Source organism: Streptomyces sp. NPDC056600, from assembly GCF_042792855.1.
Lineage (GTDB): Bacteria > Actinomycetota > Actinomycetes > Streptomycetales > Streptomycetaceae > Streptomyces.
On record NZ_JBHTVQ010000005.1, the window covers coordinates 137,368 to 157,911 of the forward strand.

The window sequence follows — 20,544 nt, forward strand, 5'->3', positions numbered from 1 at the left end:
GCGTCCTGGGTCGGCGGTCAGGCCGTGGCGACAGCCGGTGGGCGTTCCCGCAGGCCGGGGGCGAGGAGGAGGGTGACGGCGACCGAGGCGGCGGCCGTCACCGTCATCGCCACGGCCGGCGTGGTGAGTTCGGCCAGAGTGCCGGCGAGCAGTGCGCCGACGCCCTGGAGGGCGAGCAGGCCCGAGAAGTGGAGTCCGAGGGCCTGTCCGCTCAGTTCGTCGGGTGTGAACCGCATGAGGCGTTCCTGGAGCAGGAGACCGGCCGCGAAGCCGACGGAGGCGAGGGCGACGGCTGCCGAGGCGACGATCGGTCCCGGTTCGAGGAAGAAGACGAGGTAGGGGACGGCGAGCAGCAACCTCAGAGGTGCGGCGAGGCGTTCGCGCCATCGCGGGGCGAGGAAGCGGCCGGCGAGCGTGTCTCCCACGAGCATGCCGAGGGCGCCACAGGCGAAGAGCACTCCGGCGTGGTCGGGGGCGTAGGACACGAAGAGGGACTCGCAGCCCACGACGAGCCCGTTCGGCACCCACAGTGCCAGGTAGACGTGGCGGCGGGGGGCCGAGGCCCAGAGGCGGGCGTTGACACGCCAGGTGGCGGAGACTGTGGGCCGGCCGCTCGCCCGGGGCGGCCGGTCGGACAGGCCGAGGCGGCTGACGGCCGCGGCGGCCAGGTACAGCAGCGCGCCGACGAACAGGGTGCCGCGCGGGGCGAACAGGACGACGAGCAGGCCGCCGACGGCGTAGCCGCAGATCTGCAGGGTGCCGACCGCCATGTTGAGCACGGAGCGGCCCAGCAGGTAACCGTCCTTGGTGAGGATGTCGTTGAGCAGCCCGGAGCGGACCCCGCCTCCGACGGAGGCCACCAGCCCTTCGGCCGCCAGGACGGCGAAGACCGCCCACACCGGCAGTCCCGGGACGGTCTGGACCGCCGTGGCAAGCGCGAAGGCCAGTGCCAGGCCGGTGGACGCGGCGCGCGGACGGATACGGTCGGCCGCCGACAACAACGTGGCGGCGCCCACGAGTTGGGCCAGTGAGGGTCCGAACATGGCGAGGGCCGTGAGCAGCGGGGAGCCGGTGGCCGCATGGACCAGGGTGCCCAGGGCGAGCCCGGAGACCGTGGTGGCGGCCACCGACAGGGCGCTCGAGACGAAGAGCGGGGTGAACTCGGGGGCGCGGAAGAGCTCTCGGTAGGTGCGCATGGCGGGGAGTGTGCGCGCGGGCGACGGGGCGGTGTCAAACGCGTTGCCGCACCAACCACTTGACCTGGAGCGCGCTCCAGATCCGAGCATGGTCGGCATGAACGGCAACCGACCGCCCGTCGTACTGGGCACCATGGAATTCGGCACGCGCGTCGCCCCCGAGCGGGCCTTCGCGATCCTCGACGCCTTCGTCGCCGACGGCGGCGTCTGGCTGGACACCGCCAACTGCTACGCCTTCTGGAACGACCCCGACGGCCTCGGCGGCGCCTCCGAGCGGGTCATCGGGGCGTGGCTGGCGGCCCGGCCGGGCGCACGCGACCGGGTGCGGATCGCGACCAAGGTCCGTCAGAACCCTCTCGTTCCGCACGTCTGGCCGGAGAGCGCCGAAGGGCTCTCCGCCCGTGCCGTCCACGCCGGGGTGGAAGGAAGCCTGCGGCGGATGGGGGTCGACCACGTCGATCTCCTGTGGGCTCACACGGAGGACCGCGGGACGCCGCTGGAGGAGACGGTGGGCGCCTTCGGCGAACTGGCCGCGAAGGGGACGGCGCTGCGGATCGGGGCGGCGAACCACGCCGCCTGGCGGGTGGAGCGCGCCCGGTCGCTGGCTCGCCAACAGGGCGTCGAGCCGTGGTCGGCCCTTCAGTTGCGGCACTCCCTGGTCCAGCCGCGCCCGCTGACGCCGGTGGCGGAGGGCGGTCACCGCATGATGACCGCGGAGGACCTCGACCTGGCCCGCTCGGAGGACCTCGCCGTGTGGGCGTACAGCGCGTTGCTGTGGGGTTCCTACGTCCGCGCGGACAAACCGTTCCCGCAGACCTATGATCACCCCGGCACCACCCGGGTGCTCGCCGTCCTCGAGGACGTGGCCCGCGAGGTGTCGGCCACGCGGAACCAGGTCGTGCTGGCCTGGCTGCTGCGGCAGGGAATCGGTCCGATCGTGGGCGTGAGCCGGGTGGAGCAGATCGAGGAGGCGCTGGCCGCGCGCCGTGTGCGGCTGACGGACGAACACCTGGCGCGCTTCGCGGAGGCGCGGTAGCCCGCCGGAGCGGTCACCGAAGGAGCCCTTGATGACCACCCTCTCCCCCGCCGCGGCCGCCGGCCGCACCGGGGTGTCCATCGACACCCTGCGCTACTACGAGCGGGAAGGACTGATCGGCCCCATCGGGCGCTCCGCCGGCGGGCGCAGGGCGTACACCGAGGACGACGTCTTCTGGATCGGCCTCGTCACCTGCTTCCGCGAGGCGGGGCTCGGGATCGCCGACCTGCGGGAGTTCGTCGCCATCCTGCGCTCGGACCGTTCTCCGCAGGACAGGGTGGCCTTCCTCCATGAGCGCCGCGCCGCCCTCGAGGAGCGGGTGGCCGCTCTGCACCGGGCGATCGGGGTCCTGGACGAGAAGATCGCGTACTACGGGTGAGGGCGGGCCTCCGGCCGTACTAGCGTGGGCGCATGACAGGTTGCGACAAGTGCGGTTTCGACTACGACCTTTCGCTGGCGCCGTCGGTATCGCGGCTCGCCCAGGAGCACGCCGGCGAGTACGCGGACCTGCTGGCGGCCGAGACTTCCCTGCTGCGGCGCCGTCCGGCGCCGGAGGTGTGGTCGTCCTTGGAGTACGCCTGCCATGTGCGGGACGTCGTGCTCGTGCAGCGCGAGCGAGTGCTGGCCGCGCGGCGTCGGGACACTCCCGTCGCCGAGGCCATGGGCCGTGACGAACGGGTGGAGCACGCCGGATACGCGCGGGAGCTGCCGGCCGACGTCGCGCGCCAACTCCGGGACGCGGTGCTGCTGTTCGGCATGGCGCTGGATCTCCTGACGCCCGCCGACTGGGAGCGCACGCTGGTGTACACCTACCCCGCGCCCGAGGAGCGGTCACTGCGCTGGCTGGCCGTGCACACACTGCACGAACTGCGGCATCACCTCCTCGACGCACGGCGTGCGATGGGGGAGCCCTCTTCCGGCGTGTAGCTCCTCCGCGTCGGCCTTCGGCATGAAGTGCCGCTCGGATCAGGGGGTGTCGGCAGCGGGAGGAGGACAGGTGGACGAAGGACTTGGGGCGGTCCGTGTCCCCCAGGCGGCCAGGGACCGGTTGACGGTGCGGTTCGGCCCCGGCGTGGCAGCCTGGTGCGACGCCTTGCCGTCGCTGGTGGACGGGCTCTGCGAACGCTGGGGTCTTCTGCCCGTGGAGTCGCTGGGCGGCGGCACGTCGCGGGTCGTCCGCTGTCTGCGGCGGGACGCCGGCACGACGGTGTGGCTGAAGGTCACGCCGGAACTCGCCATCGCCGCGGAGGAGGCGGAGGCCCTGTCCCTCTGGTCGGGCACTCCCTCGGTGGTGGACCTGCTGGAGCAGGACCTCGATGTCGGCGCCCTCCTGCTCGCGGACGTTTCCCCCACGTCGGCGAGGGGAGGCGGCCTTCCGGCGGCGCGCGTCTCCCCGGCGCCGGCGACGGCGGGCGGCCCGCGACTGCCGGAGGTGGCGGCGCTGCTCCGGGCGCTGCGGGAGGGCGTCCCCGGTCGTCCGCGGCGGTCAGGGCTGCGCCCGCTCGCGGACCGGATCGGGTTGCTCCACACCCTGGCCGGACGTCGCCTCACCGCGGCGGATCCCCGTCCCGCGCTGGACCCGGCGGTGCTGGAGCGCGCCCGCGCGGCCGCTCTCGCGCTGTGCGACACCGGCCCCGTGGGACTGGTGCACGGCGATCTCCATGCCGGGAACGTCCTGGCCGGGCCCGGCGGCCGGCCGGTGGCGATCGATCCCCGGCCCACCTGGGGCGACCCGGACTTCGACGCCGTCGACCGGGTGCTGGACGGCGTGAGCGATCTCCCGGCGCTGGAGCGGAGGACCGAGCGGCTGGCCTCCCTCGTTCCCGGTCAGTCGCCGGACCGGGTCCTGGCCTGGTGCCGGGCGCTCGCCGTCTTCGAGGCCGTCCCCGCACTGTGCGCGGGGCGGGACGACGCCCGCTCGCGCTTCCTGCGGACCCTGGCCGGACAGGTCGCGTCCGGAAATGCCGCATGAGGTTGTCCGAGGTGCCGCGCTATTTGTGCTGTCGGCGGCTGCGGTAGAACCGGGTACCGAGAACGATCGCGATGCAGAGCCATATCCCCAGTGCGAGATAAGGACTCCACGAGGGGCCGTCGGGACGCCTGTCCTCGACCGCCAGCAGTAAGGGCAGGGCCACCGTCAACGCTTCCTCCTTCGCTCCGCCGGGAATTCCGGCACGTCATTCCCCGACTCCGGCCGCACAGAGAATTCCTCCGGCGACCAGCAGCCAGCCGACGACGCGGTAGGCGACCTCAGGGGAACTCCGGGCACGCTCACCGGCGTCGCTGCCGAAGATTTCCGCCCATTTCCCCGCGCCGCCCAGGGCGGAGAACAGCCCCATGAGGACCAGTAATACCCCGACGCCGATCCGCATGACCGATACCTCCCGAGCCGTCGCGAGACGGCCGCTCCCCGGGTGTCATGGCATTGAGGGTGCCCCCGGAATTCCCGTTGAAGCCAGGCCGGTACGGACGGTGATCACCGCGGCCGTTGCGCCTTCCCGGGCGGGGCGCGGGCGGGCGTCGGCGCGCCTTCCGTACCCTGGCCGCATGCGCACGCGTCCCACCTTGAGCTGGACCCCGCCCGACGACCTGCCCCCGGGCACCGCGGATCCGGGACCGGTCGTCGACGCGCTGCGCGCCGGCGGTGTGCTGGTCCTCAGCGGGGCGGGCATCTCCACGGAGTCCGGCATCCCCGACTACCGGGGCGAAGGCGGCAGCCTGAGCCGCCACACTCCGATGACCTACCAGGACTTCGTCTCCGACCCGCAGGCCCGGCGGCGCTACTGGGCGCGCAGCCATCTCGGCTGGCGCACCTTCGGCCGTGCCCACCCCAACGACGGGCACCGGGCCGTGGCGGCGTTCGAGGAGGAGGGGCGGCTCACCGGGGTGATCACCCAGAACGTCGACGGTCTGCACCAGGCCGCCGGCAGCGAGGCGGTGGTGGAGCTGCACGGGAGTCTGGCCCGGGTGGTCTGTCTCTCCTGCGGCACGCGGAGTGCGCGTCGTGAGCTGGCCGAGCGGCTGGAGGCCGTCAACGCGGGGTTCGCGCCGGTGGCCAGTGGGCTGAATCCGGACGGCGACGCGGATCTGAACGACGAACAGGTCGGCGACTTCCATGTGGTGCCGTGCACGGTCTGCGGCGGCGTCCTCAAACCGGACGTGGTCTTCTTCGGGGAGAACGTGCCGCCGGAGCGGGTGGAGCACTGCCGCCGCCTGGTGCGAGAAGCGACGTCGTTGCTGGTCCTCGGGTCGTCGTTGACGGTGATGTCCGGCCTCCGGTTCGTGCGGCTGGCCGCGCAGGAGGGCAAGCCGGTGCTGATCGTCAACCGGGACCCGACCCGCGGCGACCGTCTGGCCCTCACCCGCGTCGCGCTCCCGCTGGGGGCGACCCTCACCGCCGTGGCGGCGGAGCTCGGGCCCGCCCGGGCGCCGGACGAGGTCTGACGGCACCGGCGACGGTCGTCCGGAGGCGGAGGTTGACCTTCACCCTGGGGAAAGCCACAGCATCGGGAGGGCCGGGCGCGAGGCGTCCGGTACGAGGAGGGGGCTGTCATGGAGGCACGGGTGGAGTCGGAGCTGCTGACGATCGGGGCGTTCGCGAAGGCGTCGCGGCTGTCACCGAAGGCGCTGCGGCTCTACGACGAGCTCGGTCTGCTGGCGCCCGCGCACGTCGACCCGGTGAACGGCTACCGGTGGTACGCGCCCGAGCAGCTGGAACGGGCCCGGCTGGTGGCCTGGCTGCGACGGCTGGGCATGCCGCTGGCCCGCATCCGGCACGTGTGCGCGCTGGAGGCCGGGCCGGCCGCCCGGGAGGTCCGCGCCTTCTGGGCCCGGGTCGAGACCGAGACGGCCACGCGTAGGGATCTGGCGACCTTCCTCGTCGACCATCTGCAGCGGAAGGACCCTGCCATGTCCACGAACACCTCGACGGTCGCCGAGCCTCTGGGCATCCGTTACGCCGCCCTGTCCGACCGGGGCCTGGTCCGCGAGAGCAACCAGGACGCCGTCCACGCAGGTCCCCGGCTGCTGGCCGTGGCCGACGGCTACGGCGCCGGCGGAGCGCCCGCCAGCACCGCTGCCCTCGGGGCGCTGAAGCGGCTGGAGACCGACGGCGTACCGGCGGCCGGGCTCCTCGGTGTCCTGGAGGACGCGGTCGAGCAGGCCGAGAGGGCGGTCCGGGCGGCCGTCGGGAACGGGGCGTCCACCGCGGGCGAGGGTGTCGTCGCGGGGACGACGCTGACCGCCATGCTGTGGACCGGTTCGCAGCTCGCGTTGGTCCACATCGGCGACTCGCGCGTCTACCTGCTGCGCGACGGCGGTCTGTTCCAGATCACCCACGACCACACCATGGTGCAGTCCATGGTCGACGAGGGGCGCCTGAGCCCCGAGGAGGCGTCCTCGCACCCGGAGCGGTCCCTGCTGGTGAAGGCGCTGGGTCCGGGGGCGGACCACTCCCCCGACATGCGCCTGCACGACGCACGGCCGGGCGACCGGTACCTGTTGTGCTCGGACGGCCTGTCCGCGGTCGTCGCGACCGCGGAGATACGCCGGGTGCTCACCCAGGCCGAAGGCCCGGAGCAGGCGGTGCGTGATCTCGTCGCCCTGGCCAACGCGGTGGGCGGACCGGACAACGTCAGCTGTGTGGTGGCCGACGTCTTCGGGCCGGAGCGGGCCTCGGCGTGAACGCGGGCTGCCCGCCCCGCCGTGTCGACGGCGGGGCGGGCAGCCTTCTGTGCGGTGCCGGTGTCAGGACAGCGGCGGGTAGGCGTTCTTGACCAGCTCCTGGAACTGGGCCGAGAACCACTTGCCGGACAGCGGCGCGTTGGGCAGCGCCCCGGACATGCTGTTGCCGTTGCGCGCGTTGCCCGTGTAGGTCGGGTCGCACATCCGGTCGAAGCCCTTGCCCTCGTCGTTGTCGATGAGCTGGCTGGCGCCGTCGGACTCACCCGGGGGCTTCATCCAGACGTAGGCGTCGATGCCCGGCTCGGGGTTGGCCTTCGGACGCTCGCCGAGACCGGCACCGGACTGGTTGCACCAGTTGCCGAGGTGGATGCGCCGATCGACGCGACCACCGTTCACGTAGGCGTCGACACTGGTCGTCGGGCCCGCGGCGGTCGGACGGGCGGAGCCGCCCCAGCCGTTACGGGAGGTGTCGATCAGAACGCCGATGTTGCTCGGGAAGCCGGCCGAGATCGCCTTGTCCCGCAGCATCTGCGCGTAGGTGACCTCGTCGACGGACTGGTTCCAGTCCACCCACTTGGACTGGCGCACGGACGTGCCGTTCACCGAGTCGGTGACCTTGAAGTACGGCTCCTTCAGGGCGCTGTAGTTGGCCGTGTTCACGATGAAGCCGTGCACGTTCGACAGCTGGGCGCCGTCAGTGGTGGCCGTGGTCTTGAACAGGTCGACCGTCGGGCCCAGGTTGGTGTCCCAGCCCAGCCACCCGTGATGTCCGGCGTCCACGTAGTTGTAGACGTTGGGGATGGCGCCGAGCGTCTTGAGCGCGTAGGCGACGCCCTTGACGTAGTTCCCGTTGCTCTTCATGGTGTCGCACATGGCCACCGAGGTGTCACGGCCGGACACGTTGGTGATCAGGTTGGGCAGCGAGTCCACCTCGATCGTCGTGACGATCCGCAGGCTCGCGTACTTCGGGTCCTTGAAGATCGCGGCGATCGGGTCGATGTACTGCGTCTTGTACTTGTCGATCTCCGTCGGGCCGAGTTCGCCGTTGGAGGCCAGTGCGGAGCAGTCACGGCCGGGCAGGTTGTAGATCACGAACTGGATCGCCAGTTCGCCGGAGCCCTTCTGCTCCAGAGCCTTGTCCAGGTGGGCGCGGACGCCCATCGCTCCGTTCGCGCCGTTGATGGCGGCGATCCGGTCCACCCAGACGCCGGTGGGCTGGTTGGAGACCTTGGAACCACCCGGCTCGGCGGCCGCCTTGGCGGACCAGTCCGGGTTCACGTACCCCTTGGCGCCGGCGTACGGGTTGTCCACCTTCTGGCCCGGAGGCTGGGAGGTGGGCGGCTGGCTCGTCGGAGGCTGCGAGGTGGGGGGCTGGCTGGTCGGCGGCTGACTCGTGGGCGGCTGGCCGTCCCCGGTGTCACAGGCCGCGCCGTCGAGCGTGAACGCCGTGGGCGCCGCGTTGGTGCCGCTGAAGGTGCCGTTGAAGCCGAAGCTGACCGAGGCCCCGCTGCCCAGCTGGCCGTTGTACGACTCGTTGGCGGCGGTCACGGCGGCGCCGCTCTGGGTGATCTTGGCGTTCCACCCGTTGGTGACCTTCTGGTTGCCGGCGAAGGACCAGCCGACCTTCCAGGAGGACTTCGCGGCCGAGTTGTTGGTGAGGGTCACGTTGGCGGTGAATCCGCCGCTCCACGAGCTCTGCACCTGGTACTTCACGGTGCAGGCCGCGGCGGCTGCAGCCGCGGTCGAGGGCTGCATGGCGGCCGCCACTCCCGTTGCCCCCGCGACCATCGCGAAAGCTGAGAGTAAGGCTGTTCGGGTACGGCGCATCGTGTGCGGGTCTCCTTGTCCGTGCGGTTCGACTCCGCCCGGCATCCGGGAGCACGCCGCGTCACGCCGGGGGGCGGGAACACGGGACTTTCGCATTTGAGCGACTCCTGGCGGGCCGGACACGTACAGGCGGACGTGTCGACTGAAAACGGAATCGCTCCCACTGGTGCTACGGACGTTAGCGTCAACTCCTGTACACGTACAGATGGATGACGGGCCTTTTTCCCGCCGGCTTCCGCAAAGTGTCTTCGAATATTTTCGAACCCTCCAACACCTTGACCACTCCCATCACCACCCACACCATGGGAGCGCTCCCACTGGTGCACGACCCCCACACGGTCCCCCACGGGCCATCCGCACCCCCCTGCAAGGAGTGATGCGCGACCGTCTTCGATTCGCCCCGAGCACCACCCCCCACCAGCTCGTTTCGATGAAGGGACCCGCATGTCCGCCCTGTTGTCCAGGCTTCGCGCGCTGCACCCCGCACTGGCCGCGTTGATCCTGACAATCGCTTCGCTGACCTCGGTCGGTCTTGCGTCAACGACGGCGCAGGCCGACACCCTGATATGCGACCAGTACGGCTCCACGACCATCCAGGGCAAGTACGTCGTCCAGAACAACCGCTGGGGAACCAGCGAGCAGCAGTGCATCAACGTCACCAGCTCCGGCTTCCAGCTGACGACGGCGAACGGCTCCGTCCCCACGAACGGCGCCCCCAAGTCGTACCCGTCGATCTTCAACGGCTGTCACTACACGAACTGTTCGCCGGGCACGAACCTGCCGAAGCAGATCAGCACCATCTCCAGCGCGCCGAGCAGCATCTCGTACACCTACGTCAGCAACGCGACCTACAACGCGTCGTTCGACATCTGGCTCGACCCGTCGCCCAAGAAGGACGGCGTCAGCGCGACCGAGATCATGATCTGGCTCAACAAGGTCGGCTCCATCCAGCCGATCGGTTCGAAGACCGGCACGGCCACGGTCGCCGGCCGCACCTGGGACGTCTGGACCGGCAACAACGGCGGCAACGACGTGATCTCGTTCGTCGCGCCGTCCGCGGTGAGCAGCATGAGCTTCGACGTCCTGGACTTCGTGCGGCAGACGATCTCCAAGGGCATGGCTCAGCAGTCCTGGTACATCACCAGCATCCAGGCCGGCTTCGAGCCCTGGATCAACGGCGCCGGCCTCGCGGTGAACTCCTTCTCGTCGACGGTCAACTCCGGCACCTCGACCCCGCCGCCCACCGACCCGACCACGCCGCCGCCGACCAACCCGAGCGGTTCCTGCAAGGTCACCAACACGGCCACCTCCTGGCCCGGTGGTTACACCTCCAACATCACCGTGACCAACACCGGTTCCACGGCGATCAACGGCTGGAAGGTGGGATTCACCCTGCCCTCCGGGCAGACGGTCACCAACGCGTGGAACGCCACCGTCTCGCCGAACTCCGGCGCGGTGACGGCGACCAACACCTCGTCCAACGCGCAGATCGCGGCGGGCGCCAGCCAGTCGTTCGGCTTCCAGGGGACCTACTCCGGGTCCTTCACCAAGCCGGGCTCCTACACCCTCAACGGCACGGCCTGCACGGTCGGCTGACCTGAGGACGCTCGCCCCTCCCCGGCCCCTTTCGGCGCTCTCGACGCTCGACCGGCCCCGGAAATGCGTCGACCGGCGCCTCCCGTCGCCCTTACGCTGTGCGCCTTCCCGCTGATCAGGCGGGTTCGGGGGCTGGAGAGAAGCGGAGAGTGCGGATGAGTGACGGGCGGACCGGGACGCGGATCCATCTGATCGGCGGTGGCCGGGACGAGGCGTTCGTGCCGGCGCTGTACGGGCCGTTCCTGCGGGACGCCGGGGAGGGGGCCCGGGTCGGCGTTCTCCTGGTGGACGAGGGGGACGGTGACGGGCCGACCCAGTTCGAGCGGTTCGCCGGTGTGCTGAACGCGAGCGGGGCGTGCGTGCCCGTGCCGCTGCTGGTACCGATCGGGGAGCGTTTCGACGCGGCGCTGCTGGACGGCGTCGACGCGCTGTTCGTGGGCGGCGGGCTGACCCCCGCTTACCAGGCGGCGCTGGCCGACTGCCGCAAGGCGCTGGCGGATGTGCTGCGCGAGCGCGGCGTGCCCTTCGCGGGGTTCTCCGCCGGTGCGGCCGTCGCCGCCCGCGACGCGGTGGTCGGCGGCTGGCTGGGCGACGGGGTGCCGGTGTGTCCCGAGGACACCGCGGAGGACCTGGAGGAGGTCGAGGTCCGGCCCGGGCTCGGTCTCGTGCCCTTCTCCGTCGACGTGCACGCCGCGCAGTGGGGCACGTTGGCGCGGCTGGTGTCCGCGGTCGGGCGGGGTCTGACCGCGTCCGGGATCGCCCTGGACGAGAACACGGCGCTGCGGATCACCGCGGAGCCGGGCGCGGCGGCTCCCGTGGCGCGGGTCGACGGGGTCGGCCGCGCCCACCTGGTGCGCCGCGAGGCGGCCGGGGACGGCGTCGTGGTGCGTTCCTACCGTGCGGGGGCGATCGTCCCCGCCTGGTGAGGCCGGGCGGGCCGGCGCCCGAGCGCCGCGGCACGGCGACTTTCGGACAGCTCTCCCCGCCCTGCCGCCCCGCGCGGGCAACCAGGTGTTTTCTGGGGGGAGTTGATGGCCTTCACTCGTCAACGCCCGGCGACCGGACCGAGAGGGTGACCTGGGGTGGACCACCACGACGAGCAGATCACCCTGGGCCGTCGTCTGCTCGTGGCGGCGCCGGACGCCGGCCTCCGGCGTTCCCTGACCGCCCGCCTGGGCGCTTCGGGGCACGCGGTCGAAGCGGTGGCGACGGGCGCCGAGGCGGTGCGTCTGCTGGGGCGGCGGCGCTTCGACCTGATCGTCATGGACGTGGACATCCCCGACCTGCGGGACCTGTCCCGCCACCGTCCCACGCTGACCGAGCGTCCGCCCATCCTCTGCGTCGCCTCCTGCGAGTCGCTGGACCGGCTGGTGCCCGAGATCGGCACGGGGGTGGCCGACTACGTGACCAAGCCGTGCCGGGCCGCCGAGTTGCTGGCACGCGTCCAGGTCCTGCTCCGGGCCGCCGGCCGCGCGCGCGGACCGGTGCTGCGGTACGCGGATCTGGTCCTCGACGAGGTCGTCTACCAGGTGTGGCGCGGCGACCGGCGCCTGGAGGTGACGGCGGCGCAGTACCGGCTGCTGCGCCACCTGCTGCTCAACGCCGGGCGGGTGCTGTCCAAGGAGCAGCTGGCGTGGCAGGTCTGGGGCGAGTCGCGCCCGGCCAACACCGTCGAGCGGCTGATGTCCCGGCTGCGGGTGACGGTCGACCGCACCGAACCCGCCCTCATCCACACCCGGCGCGGCTTCGGCTATTGGCTGGGGGAGACCGGAAGCGGCATGTGACCCGCGTCACGTCAGCCTTCTGTCAGGTTGCCGTCCGTCGAGGGTCAGGCGGCTCTGTTTGCATGCGCCTTCCGATGTTTCCCGTCATCCGGCGCCCGCCGTGGCGCCCGTGACGACGCACCGAGGAGGCCCATGTCCGAGACGCCGCAACCTGTCGGTCCCGTCCCCGACTACCCCATGGAGCGGGAGGCGCGGTGCCCGTTCGCCCCGGCCGCGACGGTACGTGAGATGACCCGCGAGGATCCGGTGGGCAAGGTGCGGATCTGGGACGGCAGCACGCCGTGGTTCATCACCCGGCACGCCGACCAGCGCGCCCTGCTCAACGATCCCCGGCTGAGCATCGACGAGAAGCGTCCCGGCTATCCGCACATGACGCGCAGCCGCGCGGCGAGCGCCCCGCACCACCCGGCGCTGATCACCAACACCGACCCGCCCGAGCACACCAGGCTGCGCCGCACCGTCAACGCCCCCTTCATGGTCAAGCGGGTCGAAGCGCTGCGGCCCCGCATCCAGGAGGTCCTCGACCGGTTGATCGACGACATGCTCGCGGGGCCGAGGCCGGCCGACCTGGTCCAGGCGATCGGACTGCCGGTGCCCACCCTCGTCATCACCGAGATCCTCGGCGCGCCCTACGAGGACCACGAGTTCTTCCAGACCACCAGCCACGTGCTGATCAGTCACGACTCCACGCCCGAGCAGGCCCGGGAGGCGGGCCTCGAGCTGGGCGGCTACCTCGGGGACCTGTTCGCCAGGAAGATGGCCTCGCCCGGCGACGACGTGATGTCCGAGATGGCGGGGCGCGTCAAGGCCGGGGAGATGTCCCCCGAGGAGGCCGTGACGATGTCCACCGCGATCCTCATCGCCGGCCACGAGACCAGCGCGAGCATGATCTCTCTGGGCACCCTCGCCCTGCTGCGGAATCCCGACCAGCTGGAGCTTCTCCGCGAGCACGGCGACGATCCCCGGTTCGTCGCGGGCGCGGTCGAGGAGCTGCTGCGCTACCTGACGATCGTGCACTCGGGGATCCGGCGCATCGCGGACGAGGACATCGCCGTGCGCGACACGGTCGTCAGGGCCGGGGACGGTGTCATCTTCGAGCTGGCCGGGGCGAACTGGGATCCCGAGGCGTTCCCCGAGCCGGAACGGCTCGACCTGCGCAGGCCGGCCCGGCATCACCACGCGTTCGGCTACGGCGCCCACCAGTGCCTGGGCCAGTCGCTCGCCCGGGTCGAGCTGCAGGTCGTCTACGGGACGCTCTACCGGCGGATCCCCACCCTGGCGCTCGCGGTGCCCTTCGAGGAGGTGCCGTTCGCCATGGAGGGCGTCGCCTACGGCCTCCAGTCCCTGCCGGTCACCTGGTGAAGGAAGCAGACGTCATGACCCTGTACATCGAGTTCGACGAGCCCCGGTGCGTCGCGGCCGGCCAGTGCGCCATGGTCGCGCCCGCCGTGTTCGACCAGCGTGACGAGGACGGCGTCGCGGTCGTCCTGGACCCCGAGCCCGGTCCGGAGCACCACGACGAGGTCCGTGAGGCGGCGGCGGTGTGCCCGGCGGCCGCCCTGCGTCTGGTGGAGCGGTGAGACGGATCGTCGTCGTCGGCGCCTCGGCCGCGGGTCTCACCGCGGCCGAGACACTGCGCCGTGAGGGCTTCGCGGGCTCCCTCACCCTGATCGGTGAGGAGCCGCACGCCCCCTACGACCGTCCGCCGCTGTCCAAGCAGGTCCTCTCCGGCGCCTGGGTCGCGGATCGGCTGTCGCGGCGGACCGAGGAGGCGCTGCGGGCGCTCGACCTGGACCTGCGGCTCGGCGCCGTCGCCACGGGCCTGGACACCATCGCGCGGGTGGTGCGTCTGGGTGACGGCGGTGAGGTCGGCTACGACGGTCTGATCGTGGCCACCGGCGTCCGGCCCCGAGGGCTGCCCGGCGGCGGCCGGGTACTGCGGACCCTGCGGGACGCTTTGGAGCTCCGTGAGCGGCTGTACGCGGGCAGACGGCTCGTGGTGGTGGGCGCCGGGTTCCTGGGCGCCGAGGCCGCCGGGGTCGCCCGTGGACTGGGCTGCGAGGTGGTGCTGCTCGAGCCCGCCCCGGTACCGCTGGCCCACGCGGTGGGAGCAGAGGTGGGAGAGGTCCTGGCCGCGGCGCACCGCGAGCACGGCGTCGACCTGCGCACCGGTGTAGCCGTCACCGAGGTCGTCGACGGCGGGGTGCTGCTCGCCGACGGCTCCTCGGTCGAGGGTGACGAGGTCCTGGTGGCGATCGGCTCGTGGCCCAACACCGAATGGCTGGAGGGCAGCGGCCTCGAGGTCGCCGACGGGCTCGTCTGCGACCGGTTCAGCGAGGCCGCGCCCGGCGTCTACGGCGCCGGTGACGTCGCCCGCTGGCACAACCCTCTCTTCGGGACGTCGATGCGGATCGAGCATCGCACCAACGCCGCCGAGCAGGGCATGGCGGCGGCGCGCAACCTGCTCCGGCCGCAGGCCCGGACGGTGTTCGCCCCACTCCCCTACTTCTGGTCCGACCAGTACGACATGAAGATCCACGCGTACGGCCACCTGCGGGGTCACGACACCGTCGAGATCGCCGAGGGAGACCTCGGGCAGCGGCGCTTCCTCGCCGCCTACCGCGCGGAGGGCCGCCTGGTCGGGGCCCTGGCGGTCGGCATGCCGCCCAAGGCGGTCCGCCCGTGGCGGCAGGCCCTTCTCGGCGGACCGCACGGCGGGCATCTCGGCGGGCATCTCGGCAGCGATGCCGGCAGGCATCTCCTCAAGGAGGAACAGTGACCGAACCCGACGTCGTCGTGGTCACCGGTGCGGGCGGGATGGGCCTGGCCGCCGCCCGGCGCATCGGCAGCGGCCGGACGGGGCTGCGAAGTGGGTTCGCCGGATCGTCCGAGTGGATGGAACCGGCCGAGTTCGACCCGGAACCCGCTCCCCCCGGTCTTTCGGTCAAGGCAAGCGGGCAAGACGTACCGCATGACGAAGCAACCACGGTTCACTCTGTCCGCCACCACGCTCGACGCTCCCGACGTAGGCGAACTCGCGCGTTTCTACCGCGAGTTGCTCGGGTGGTCCGTTCGGAGGGAGGAGAGCGACTGGATCGAGCTCGCGGCGCCCGGCGGAGGCGCCGCGTTGTCGTTCCAGACGGAGTCGCGGTTCACCCGGCCCGTGTGGCCCGCCGGCCCGTCCGACCAGCAGATGATGATGCACCTGGACATCGAGGTGGACGACCTCCCCTCGGCCGTCGACCGCGCGCTCGCCCTGGGCGCGAAGGAGGCGGACTTCCAGCCGCAGGAAGACGTACGGGTGCTGATCGACCCCGCGGGCCATCCGTTCTGCCTGTACGTCCCCGACGGCGGGGAGTGACACGGTTCCGACGACGCCGTGAGGGGAGGGCCCGCTCCGTCGGGTCCTCCCCTCACCGACGGGTCACTCGAAGAACTTCAGGCTCCACCCGGTGTCGGTGTTGGGGCCGGGGACGTTGGCCCTGCTGTAGGCGGTGTTGCCCCACCAGCAGAAGCTTCCGGTGTACCAGTACCGGTTCTCCCAGGCGTACGGGGTGCCCTTGGGCACGGCGTGGAACATCAGGGGGAACGTCGGCCCGGCCGGCGGGCTGGTGGCGATGTCCCCGTCGAGCAGCACGAAGGTGTGATGGCCCGGGCCGTTGACGTGCAGCGTCGGGTCCCAGCCGGCCATCATGGTCGCCCGGTTGGACCCGAACAGGCAGCCGTTGGACTTGTACCAGTCCCAGACGTAGGTCGGGTCGCCTCCGGCCCGTAGCCGGAGGTCGGCCAGGCAGTACTGGTCGCTCCAGCTGCCGTTGGCCGAGTAGACGATGTGCAGCTGCCCGTTGGGGTCCTTGATCGCCTCGGGGCTCTCGTTGATGTACGGGTTGCCGACCACGCGCTCCCAGCTCTCGCGGGGCTGGGAGATGACGTACCGGCCGCCGGTCGATGTGGTGGGGCTGCTCATCCGGGCGATGTAGAGGTTCTGCTCGACGTTGGTGTCGCCCGCCCAGCCCGACCAGACGAACCAGCGCTGCCCGTTGAAGGTGAACAGGGTGCCGTCGATGGCCCACTTGTCGTCGGGCAGCGCGAGCTTCGTCTCGCCGCTCCAGCCGCTGTCCGGGGAGGCCGAGCTGATCACGTACATCCGGTGGGCGGATCCGCGTCCCGCGGTGAAGTAGATGTAGTAGCGGCCGCCGTCGCGCACGATCTCGGGCGCCCACACCTCGCCGAGGTTCCGGCTGTCCGACCAGACCTGGCGGGGCGTCGCCGAGGCCAGCGCGCCGGTGGAGGACGCCTGGCGGACGGCGATGCCGGCGCCGGTCGACTGCACGGAGATGTAGGTGCCGCCGACCCGCAGGACACTCGGATCTGCGGCGCGGAGGCTCGTCTGGCCTGCCTCGGCGGGCCCGGCCGACGTCAGCGACAGGGTCAGGGCCAGGAGCAGGGCCAGCGCGAGGGCGGCCGCTCCGGACGTGCGGTGAAGTCTCATGCCGTCTCTTTCCGGTGGGGGCGGGGGCGAGCAGCGTTCCCGCCGATACCTACCCACCACAAGGGCGTGCTCATGTCATCCCCCGCGCGGGCTCTCTCGCACGGGCTCTCTCGCGCGCGGACTCTCTCGCGCGCGGACTCTCTCGCGCGCGGACTCTGCGGTGGCGCGACGACGGGGCTGCGACCCGGCCGAGTCTGGACGCCGGTACCGCGCCTCCGCGCGACGCGGCCGACCGATGGTGGCCGGGAGCGGCCTGCCACCGCACGGGACCGGCCGCGGTCGGCGACGCACAGCGGTGTGCGTGGGTATCGTCGCGTCATGCCTGAACTCATCGCGCCCACCGCGGACTTGCACGCCGCATGGCTCCAGGCGCATCGCGAGTGGGGTCCGGGTCCCCACGAGGACGGATTCGGTCTGGAGCCGACCGACGAGGTGGAGTCACCGGCCGGCTTCGCGGCCTGGCTGGCGCGGATGGCCGCGGAGTCCTTCCCTGCCGTCGGGCCCGATGAGGCGGCGCGGACGGTCTGCGTGTACCGGTGGATCGTCGAGGGCGGACAGGTGCTCGGCGGCATCGCGCTGCGTCAGGGTCACGACGACCACATCCTGCAGTTCGGTCACATCGGGTACGGCATCCGGCCGTCCTCACGCCGCCGCGGACTGGCCGGCTGGGCGCTGGGCCGAATGCTCGGCGAGGCGTGGAAGCTGGGCATGGAACGCGTCCTGCTGGTCTGCGAACGGGACAACCTGGCCTCGGCGAGGACGATCGAGCGCATCGGCGGTGTCTTCGAGGGGATCCGGGAGACCGAGGACGGTCCGGTGAGGCGCTACTGGTTCCGGCTCCCGCCCCCGGTGCCGCCGCCGCCCGCGGCGCTGCCGGACGCCGCACTGCCGCCTGCGGCGCTGCCGGACGCCGGCGGCCGCACGCCTCGGCGCGACCCCGTGTGATCATGTCCGCATGGGACCCGGGCGCATCATCTTCCTCAACGGCACGTCCAGTTCGGGCAAGTCGAGCATCGCCCGCGAGCTCCTGACCGTCCTGGACGACGGGGTGTTCTTCCACCTCGCGGTCGACAGCTTCAACGCCATGCGGACCAAGCGGGAGTTGGGGCAAGCGGAGCTCGACGCCGCGCTGCGGAGGACCCGGATGGGGTTCCACCGCTCGATCGCCGCCATGGCGGAGGTGGGTAACGACGTCGTCGTCGACCATGTGCTCAGCGAGCCGTGGCGGCTGGCGGACTGCCTGACCGTACTGCGGCCGGAGAGCGTGCTCTTCGTCGGGGTCCGTTGTTCGCTGGACGAGCTGCTCCGCCGCGAACGGGCGCGCGGGGACCGCCCTTCCGGGTTGGCCGCCCACCAGTACGACCTCGTGCACAGCCACGGCGACTACGACCTGGAGTGCGACACCACCCGCATGAGCGCGCGCGAATGCGCCCTGCGGATCAAGGACTTCCTTCAGCGGCGTCCGACGCCCACCGCCTTCAGCCGTCTTCGCGCCCGCCGCCTGCCACATGATCGTTAAGGTGTGACCATGACAAGCAGCAGCGAAGCGGCCGGACACGGGGTGAACGGCGCGGTGGCGACGGCCGACGGCGTGGATCCCTCCGACCCGGGCTGGGCAGGTACGCGGGCCTGGGTGGAGCACCATCTCCCCCGCGGTCACCGGATCCGCGCGGTCACACGACTGCGCGGCGGGTGGACTGCGCGGATGCGCCGGCTCGAGATCGAGGGGGACGGCGGCTCCTACTCCCTGGTGCTCCGGTCCTTCGTCAAGCCGTTCTTCGTGAAGCACGCTCTCGGGCTGCTCACCCGGGAGGCCGACGTCCTGCGCCTGCTCGACGGCACCGGTGTCCCCGCGGCCCGCCTCGTCGCGGTCGACGCGACCGCCGAACACTGCGACCACCCCTCGTTGCTGATGACGCTGCTGCCGGGGAGCCTCAGGGTCGACGGCGAGAAGACGGGCGTCGCGCACCGGAGCGAGCTCCTCGCCCGGCAGTTGGCCGCCGTCCACGGCGTGCGCGTCACCGAGGCGACCCGTCCGCGCGACTACCAGGCATGGACCGACCCGGAGTCCGTGCGGCTTCCCGAGAACCCGGAGTCGCCGGACGTGTGGCGGCGTGCCGTCGAGGTGATCCGCCGGCCCGCCCCCGACCACCGGCCCTGCTTCCTGCACCGGGACTTCCATCCCGGCAACGTGCTGTACTCGGGCGAGGGTGACCGGCTGCGGATCAGCGGAGTCGTGGACTGGGTCGAGACCTCCTGGGGTCCGGCCGACCTCGACGTGGCGCACTGCTCCACCGCCCTGGCCCTGCTGCACGGCGTGGAGGCCGGCATGGCGCTGGCGGACCGCTACGTCGCGGCCGGCGGAGTGCTCGCGGAGAGTCCCGCGGATCACCTGTACTGGCGGGTTCTCGACGCCCTGGCGTTCGCGCCGGACGCGGAGAAGGTCGCCGTGCCCTGGCGGGAGCTCGGGCGCGAGGACCTGACGCCGGCCGTTCTCACGCAGCGGCTGGAGCGGTACCTGGAGGCTCTGACGGAGCGGTACGGATGAGCGGGCCGGGCCGCGGCTCCGCGCCGTGCCGGCGGACGCCCCAGGACGGAGGCGAGCGGTGACCTTCACGGCGGGGACCATCCGCACGGACCGGCTGGAACTGCTGCCCCTTCGCGTCGAGCACGCCGAGGAGATGGCCGCCGTGCTGGGCGATCCCGCGCTGCACGCGTTCATCGGTGGGGAACCGGAGTCTCCGCGGGGACTGCGCTCGCGCTACCGGCGCCTGGCCGCCGGCTCCTCCGACCCGGCCGTCGGCTGGCTGAACTGGGTGATCCGGCTCCGCACCGCCTCGTGCCTGACGGGTACGGTGCAGGCCACCGTCCACTTCGACGGCTCCGACACCGTCGCCGAGGTCGCCTGGGTGGTCGGGACTCCGTGGCAGGGCCGTGGCATCGCCGCTGAGGCGGCCCGCGCCCTCGTCGACTGGCTCGGACGGCAGGGGGTGCGAACCGTGGTGGCACACATCCATCCGGAACACGCCGCCTCCGCCGCCGTCGCCACCGCCGCCGGACTCGAGGCCACCGACGAGTCGCACGACGGTGAGATCCGCTGGGTGACGACGTCGACGCAGGAACGATGACTTCAGGAGGCGATCCGATGGCGATGGCGGGTGCTCCGGCGCGGCGTGTGGCGCTGCTGGGCGGAGGCTTCTCCACGGACGCGGACGGGCTGCTGGACGACTGGGTGCTGGAACGGGCGGGAAGACCGCGCCCCAAGGTGTGCTTCGTCCCCACGGCCAGCGGGGACGCCCCCGCGTACGTCGACCGCTTCCTGGACGCCTTCTCACGGCGGGACTGCGAGGCTTCCGCCCTGCCGCTGTTCCGCAGGGAGCTGGACGACGAAGGGCTGCGGAGTTTCCTGCTCGGTCAGGACGTCCTCTACGTCGGGGGCGGCAACACCGCGAACCTGCTGGCGGTGTGGCGTGTCCACGGGGTCGACCGGCTGATGCGTGAGGCCTATGACCGGGGGACCTTGCTCTGCGGCATCAGCGCGGGCGCCAACTGCTGGGCGGAGGGGTCCCATACGGACTCCTTCGGTCCGCTCACCTTCCTTCCGGACGGGCTGGGCATCCTGCCAGGCTCGGTGTGCCCCCACTACGACGGGGAGCCGGGGCGCCGCGCCTCCTATCTGGACGCGGTGGCCACGGGCAGGCTGCCTGCCGGCTGGGCCGTCGAGGACGGCGTGGGCGCCCTCTTCACGGACGGCCGTCTGGAGGAGGCGGTCACCCGCCTGCCGCAGGCGCGTCTCCTCCGCGTCGAGGCGGACGCGGAGGAGGGGGTGGAGGAGCGGGCGCAGGTGTGCCGACTGCTCGACGGTGCGGGCGAAGGCGACGCCTAGCGCTGTGGCGGGGTGGCTCCGGCCGCGCCGGAGCCACCCCTTGC

Annotated in this window: 22 protein-coding genes; 18 read left to right on the top strand and 4 right to left on the bottom strand. The window is 71.9% G+C overall.

From position 1 onward, the window contains the following. Positions 1-17: 17 nt before the first annotated feature. Positions 18-1,196 (bottom strand): MFS transporter, encoded by a 1,179-nt coding sequence (locus ACFRAV_RS04645; protein ID WP_382551616.1) that lies wholly within the window; start codon positions 1,194-1,196, stop codon positions 18-20. Between the two features lie 88 nt (positions 1,197-1,284). Here ACFRAV_RS04645 and ACFRAV_RS04650 point away from each other — a divergent pair, with 88 nt between their 5' ends. The 4 genes from ACFRAV_RS04650 (at position 1,285) to ACFRAV_RS04665 (ending at position 4,204) form a co-directional block, all read left to right on the top strand. Continuing rightward, positions 1,285-2,232, top strand: coding sequence for an aldo/keto reductase (locus tag ACFRAV_RS04650; RefSeq protein ID WP_382551618.1), 948 nt, complete (start codon positions 1,285-1,287; stop codon positions 2,230-2,232). A gap of 31 nt (positions 2,233-2,263) precedes the next feature. Next, the gene (locus ACFRAV_RS04655; RefSeq protein ID WP_382551619.1) at positions 2,264-2,611 is read left to right on the top strand and encodes a MerR family transcriptional regulator; all 348 of its coding nucleotides are present in this window, start codon (positions 2,264-2,266) and stop codon (positions 2,609-2,611) included. A gap of 32 nt (positions 2,612-2,643) precedes the next feature. Further along, a complete protein-coding gene (locus ACFRAV_RS04660) occupies positions 2,644-3,159 on the top strand; it encodes a DinB family protein (protein WP_382551621.1) in 516 nt (171 codons plus the stop codon). A gap of 70 nt (positions 3,160-3,229) precedes the next feature. Then, positions 3,230-4,204 (top strand): aminoglycoside phosphotransferase family protein, encoded by a 975-nt coding sequence (locus tag ACFRAV_RS04665; RefSeq protein ID WP_382551623.1) that lies wholly within the window; start codon positions 3,230-3,232, stop codon positions 4,202-4,204. Between the two features lie 205 nt (positions 4,205-4,409). Here ACFRAV_RS04665 and ACFRAV_RS04670 read toward each other — a convergent pair whose 3' ends face one another. Then, positions 4,410-4,604: a hypothetical protein gene (locus ACFRAV_RS04670; RefSeq protein ID WP_382551625.1), complete on the bottom strand. Its 195-nt coding sequence runs from the start codon at positions 4,602-4,604 to the stop codon at positions 4,410-4,412. 175 nt (positions 4,605-4,779) lie between these two features. Between ACFRAV_RS04670 and ACFRAV_RS04675 the strand changes: the two genes are divergently transcribed. Next, positions 4,780-5,676, top strand: a complete 897-nt coding sequence (locus tag ACFRAV_RS04675) for an NAD-dependent protein deacetylase (RefSeq protein WP_382551626.1) — start codon at positions 4,780-4,782, stop codon at positions 5,674-5,676. Between the two features lie 108 nt (positions 5,677-5,784). After that, positions 5,785-6,915 (top strand): MerR family transcriptional regulator, encoded by a 1,131-nt coding sequence (locus tag ACFRAV_RS04680; protein ID WP_382551628.1) that lies wholly within the window; start codon positions 5,785-5,787, stop codon positions 6,913-6,915. Between the two features lie 63 nt (positions 6,916-6,978). Here the strand turns inward: ACFRAV_RS04680 and ACFRAV_RS04685 are convergent, their stop codons facing one another. After that, entirely contained in the window at positions 6,979-8,742 is a 1,764-nt protein-coding gene (locus tag ACFRAV_RS04685) for a glycoside hydrolase family 6 protein (protein ID WP_382551629.1), read from the bottom strand. 444 nt (positions 8,743-9,186) lie between these two features. Between ACFRAV_RS04685 and ACFRAV_RS04690 the strand changes: the two genes are divergently transcribed. From ACFRAV_RS04690 to ACFRAV_RS04720, 7 genes are all read left to right on the top strand, one after another. Continuing rightward, positions 9,187-10,338 (top strand): cellulose binding domain-containing protein, encoded by a 1,152-nt coding sequence (locus ACFRAV_RS04690; RefSeq protein ID WP_382551631.1) that lies wholly within the window; start codon positions 9,187-9,189, stop codon positions 10,336-10,338. Between the two features lie 155 nt (positions 10,339-10,493). Then, entirely contained in the window at positions 10,494-11,264 is a 771-nt protein-coding gene (locus ACFRAV_RS04695) for a Type 1 glutamine amidotransferase-like domain-containing protein (RefSeq protein ID WP_382551634.1), read from the top strand. A gap of 156 nt (positions 11,265-11,420) precedes the next feature. Further along, positions 11,421-12,122, top strand: a complete 702-nt coding sequence (locus ACFRAV_RS04700) for a response regulator transcription factor (protein WP_382551635.1) — start codon at positions 11,421-11,423, stop codon at positions 12,120-12,122. Positions 12,123-12,254: 132 nt separating this feature from the next. Then, the gene (locus ACFRAV_RS04705; RefSeq protein WP_382551636.1) at positions 12,255-13,484 is read left to right on the top strand and encodes a cytochrome P450; all 1,230 of its coding nucleotides are present in this window, start codon (positions 12,255-12,257) and stop codon (positions 13,482-13,484) included. Between the two features lie 20 nt (positions 13,485-13,504). Continuing rightward, the gene (locus ACFRAV_RS04710) at positions 13,505-13,702 is read left to right on the top strand and encodes a ferredoxin (protein WP_351115436.1); all 198 of its coding nucleotides are present in this window, start codon (positions 13,505-13,507) and stop codon (positions 13,700-13,702) included. Continuing rightward, positions 13,699-14,901, top strand: coding sequence for an NAD(P)/FAD-dependent oxidoreductase (locus ACFRAV_RS04715; protein ID WP_382551637.1), 1,203 nt, complete (start codon positions 13,699-13,701; stop codon positions 14,899-14,901). The genes ACFRAV_RS04710 and ACFRAV_RS04715 overlap by 4 nt, the downstream gene beginning before the upstream one ends. A 192-nt stretch (positions 14,902-15,093) precedes the next feature. After that, entirely contained in the window at positions 15,094-15,483 is a 390-nt protein-coding gene (locus tag ACFRAV_RS04720) for a VOC family protein (RefSeq protein WP_382551638.1), read from the top strand. Between the two features lie 63 nt (positions 15,484-15,546). On the opposite strand, the gene ACFRAV_RS04725 is transcribed toward ACFRAV_RS04720, so the two are convergent. After that, positions 15,547-16,614, bottom strand: a complete 1,068-nt coding sequence (locus tag ACFRAV_RS04725; protein ID WP_382551640.1) for a glycoside hydrolase family 43 protein — start codon at positions 16,612-16,614, stop codon at positions 15,547-15,549. A gap of 318 nt (positions 16,615-16,932) precedes the next feature. Here ACFRAV_RS04725 and ACFRAV_RS04730 point away from each other — a divergent pair, with 318 nt between their 5' ends. The 5 genes from ACFRAV_RS04730 to ACFRAV_RS04750 are packed head-to-tail and all read left to right on the top strand — an operon-like array spanning position 16,933 to position 20,500. Then, a complete protein-coding gene (locus ACFRAV_RS04730) occupies positions 16,933-17,559 on the top strand; it encodes a GNAT family N-acetyltransferase (protein WP_382551641.1) in 627 nt (208 codons plus the stop codon). A 10-nt stretch (positions 17,560-17,569) separates the two neighbouring features. Further along, the gene (locus ACFRAV_RS04735) at positions 17,570-18,133 is read left to right on the top strand and encodes a chloramphenicol phosphotransferase CPT family protein (protein WP_382551643.1); all 564 of its coding nucleotides are present in this window, start codon (positions 17,570-17,572) and stop codon (positions 18,131-18,133) included. A 9-nt stretch (positions 18,134-18,142) separates the two neighbouring features. After that, positions 18,143-19,162 (top strand): phosphotransferase family protein, encoded by a 1,020-nt coding sequence (locus ACFRAV_RS04740; RefSeq protein ID WP_382551644.1) that lies wholly within the window; start codon positions 18,143-18,145, stop codon positions 19,160-19,162. A gap of 58 nt (positions 19,163-19,220) precedes the next feature. Further along, positions 19,221-19,742 (top strand): GNAT family N-acetyltransferase, encoded by a 522-nt coding sequence (locus ACFRAV_RS04745; RefSeq protein WP_382551645.1) that lies wholly within the window; start codon positions 19,221-19,223, stop codon positions 19,740-19,742. Between the two features lie 17 nt (positions 19,743-19,759). Continuing rightward, entirely contained in the window at positions 19,760-20,500 is a 741-nt protein-coding gene (locus tag ACFRAV_RS04750; protein ID WP_382551647.1) for a Type 1 glutamine amidotransferase-like domain-containing protein, read from the top strand. Positions 20,501-20,544: the final 44 nt, after the last annotated feature.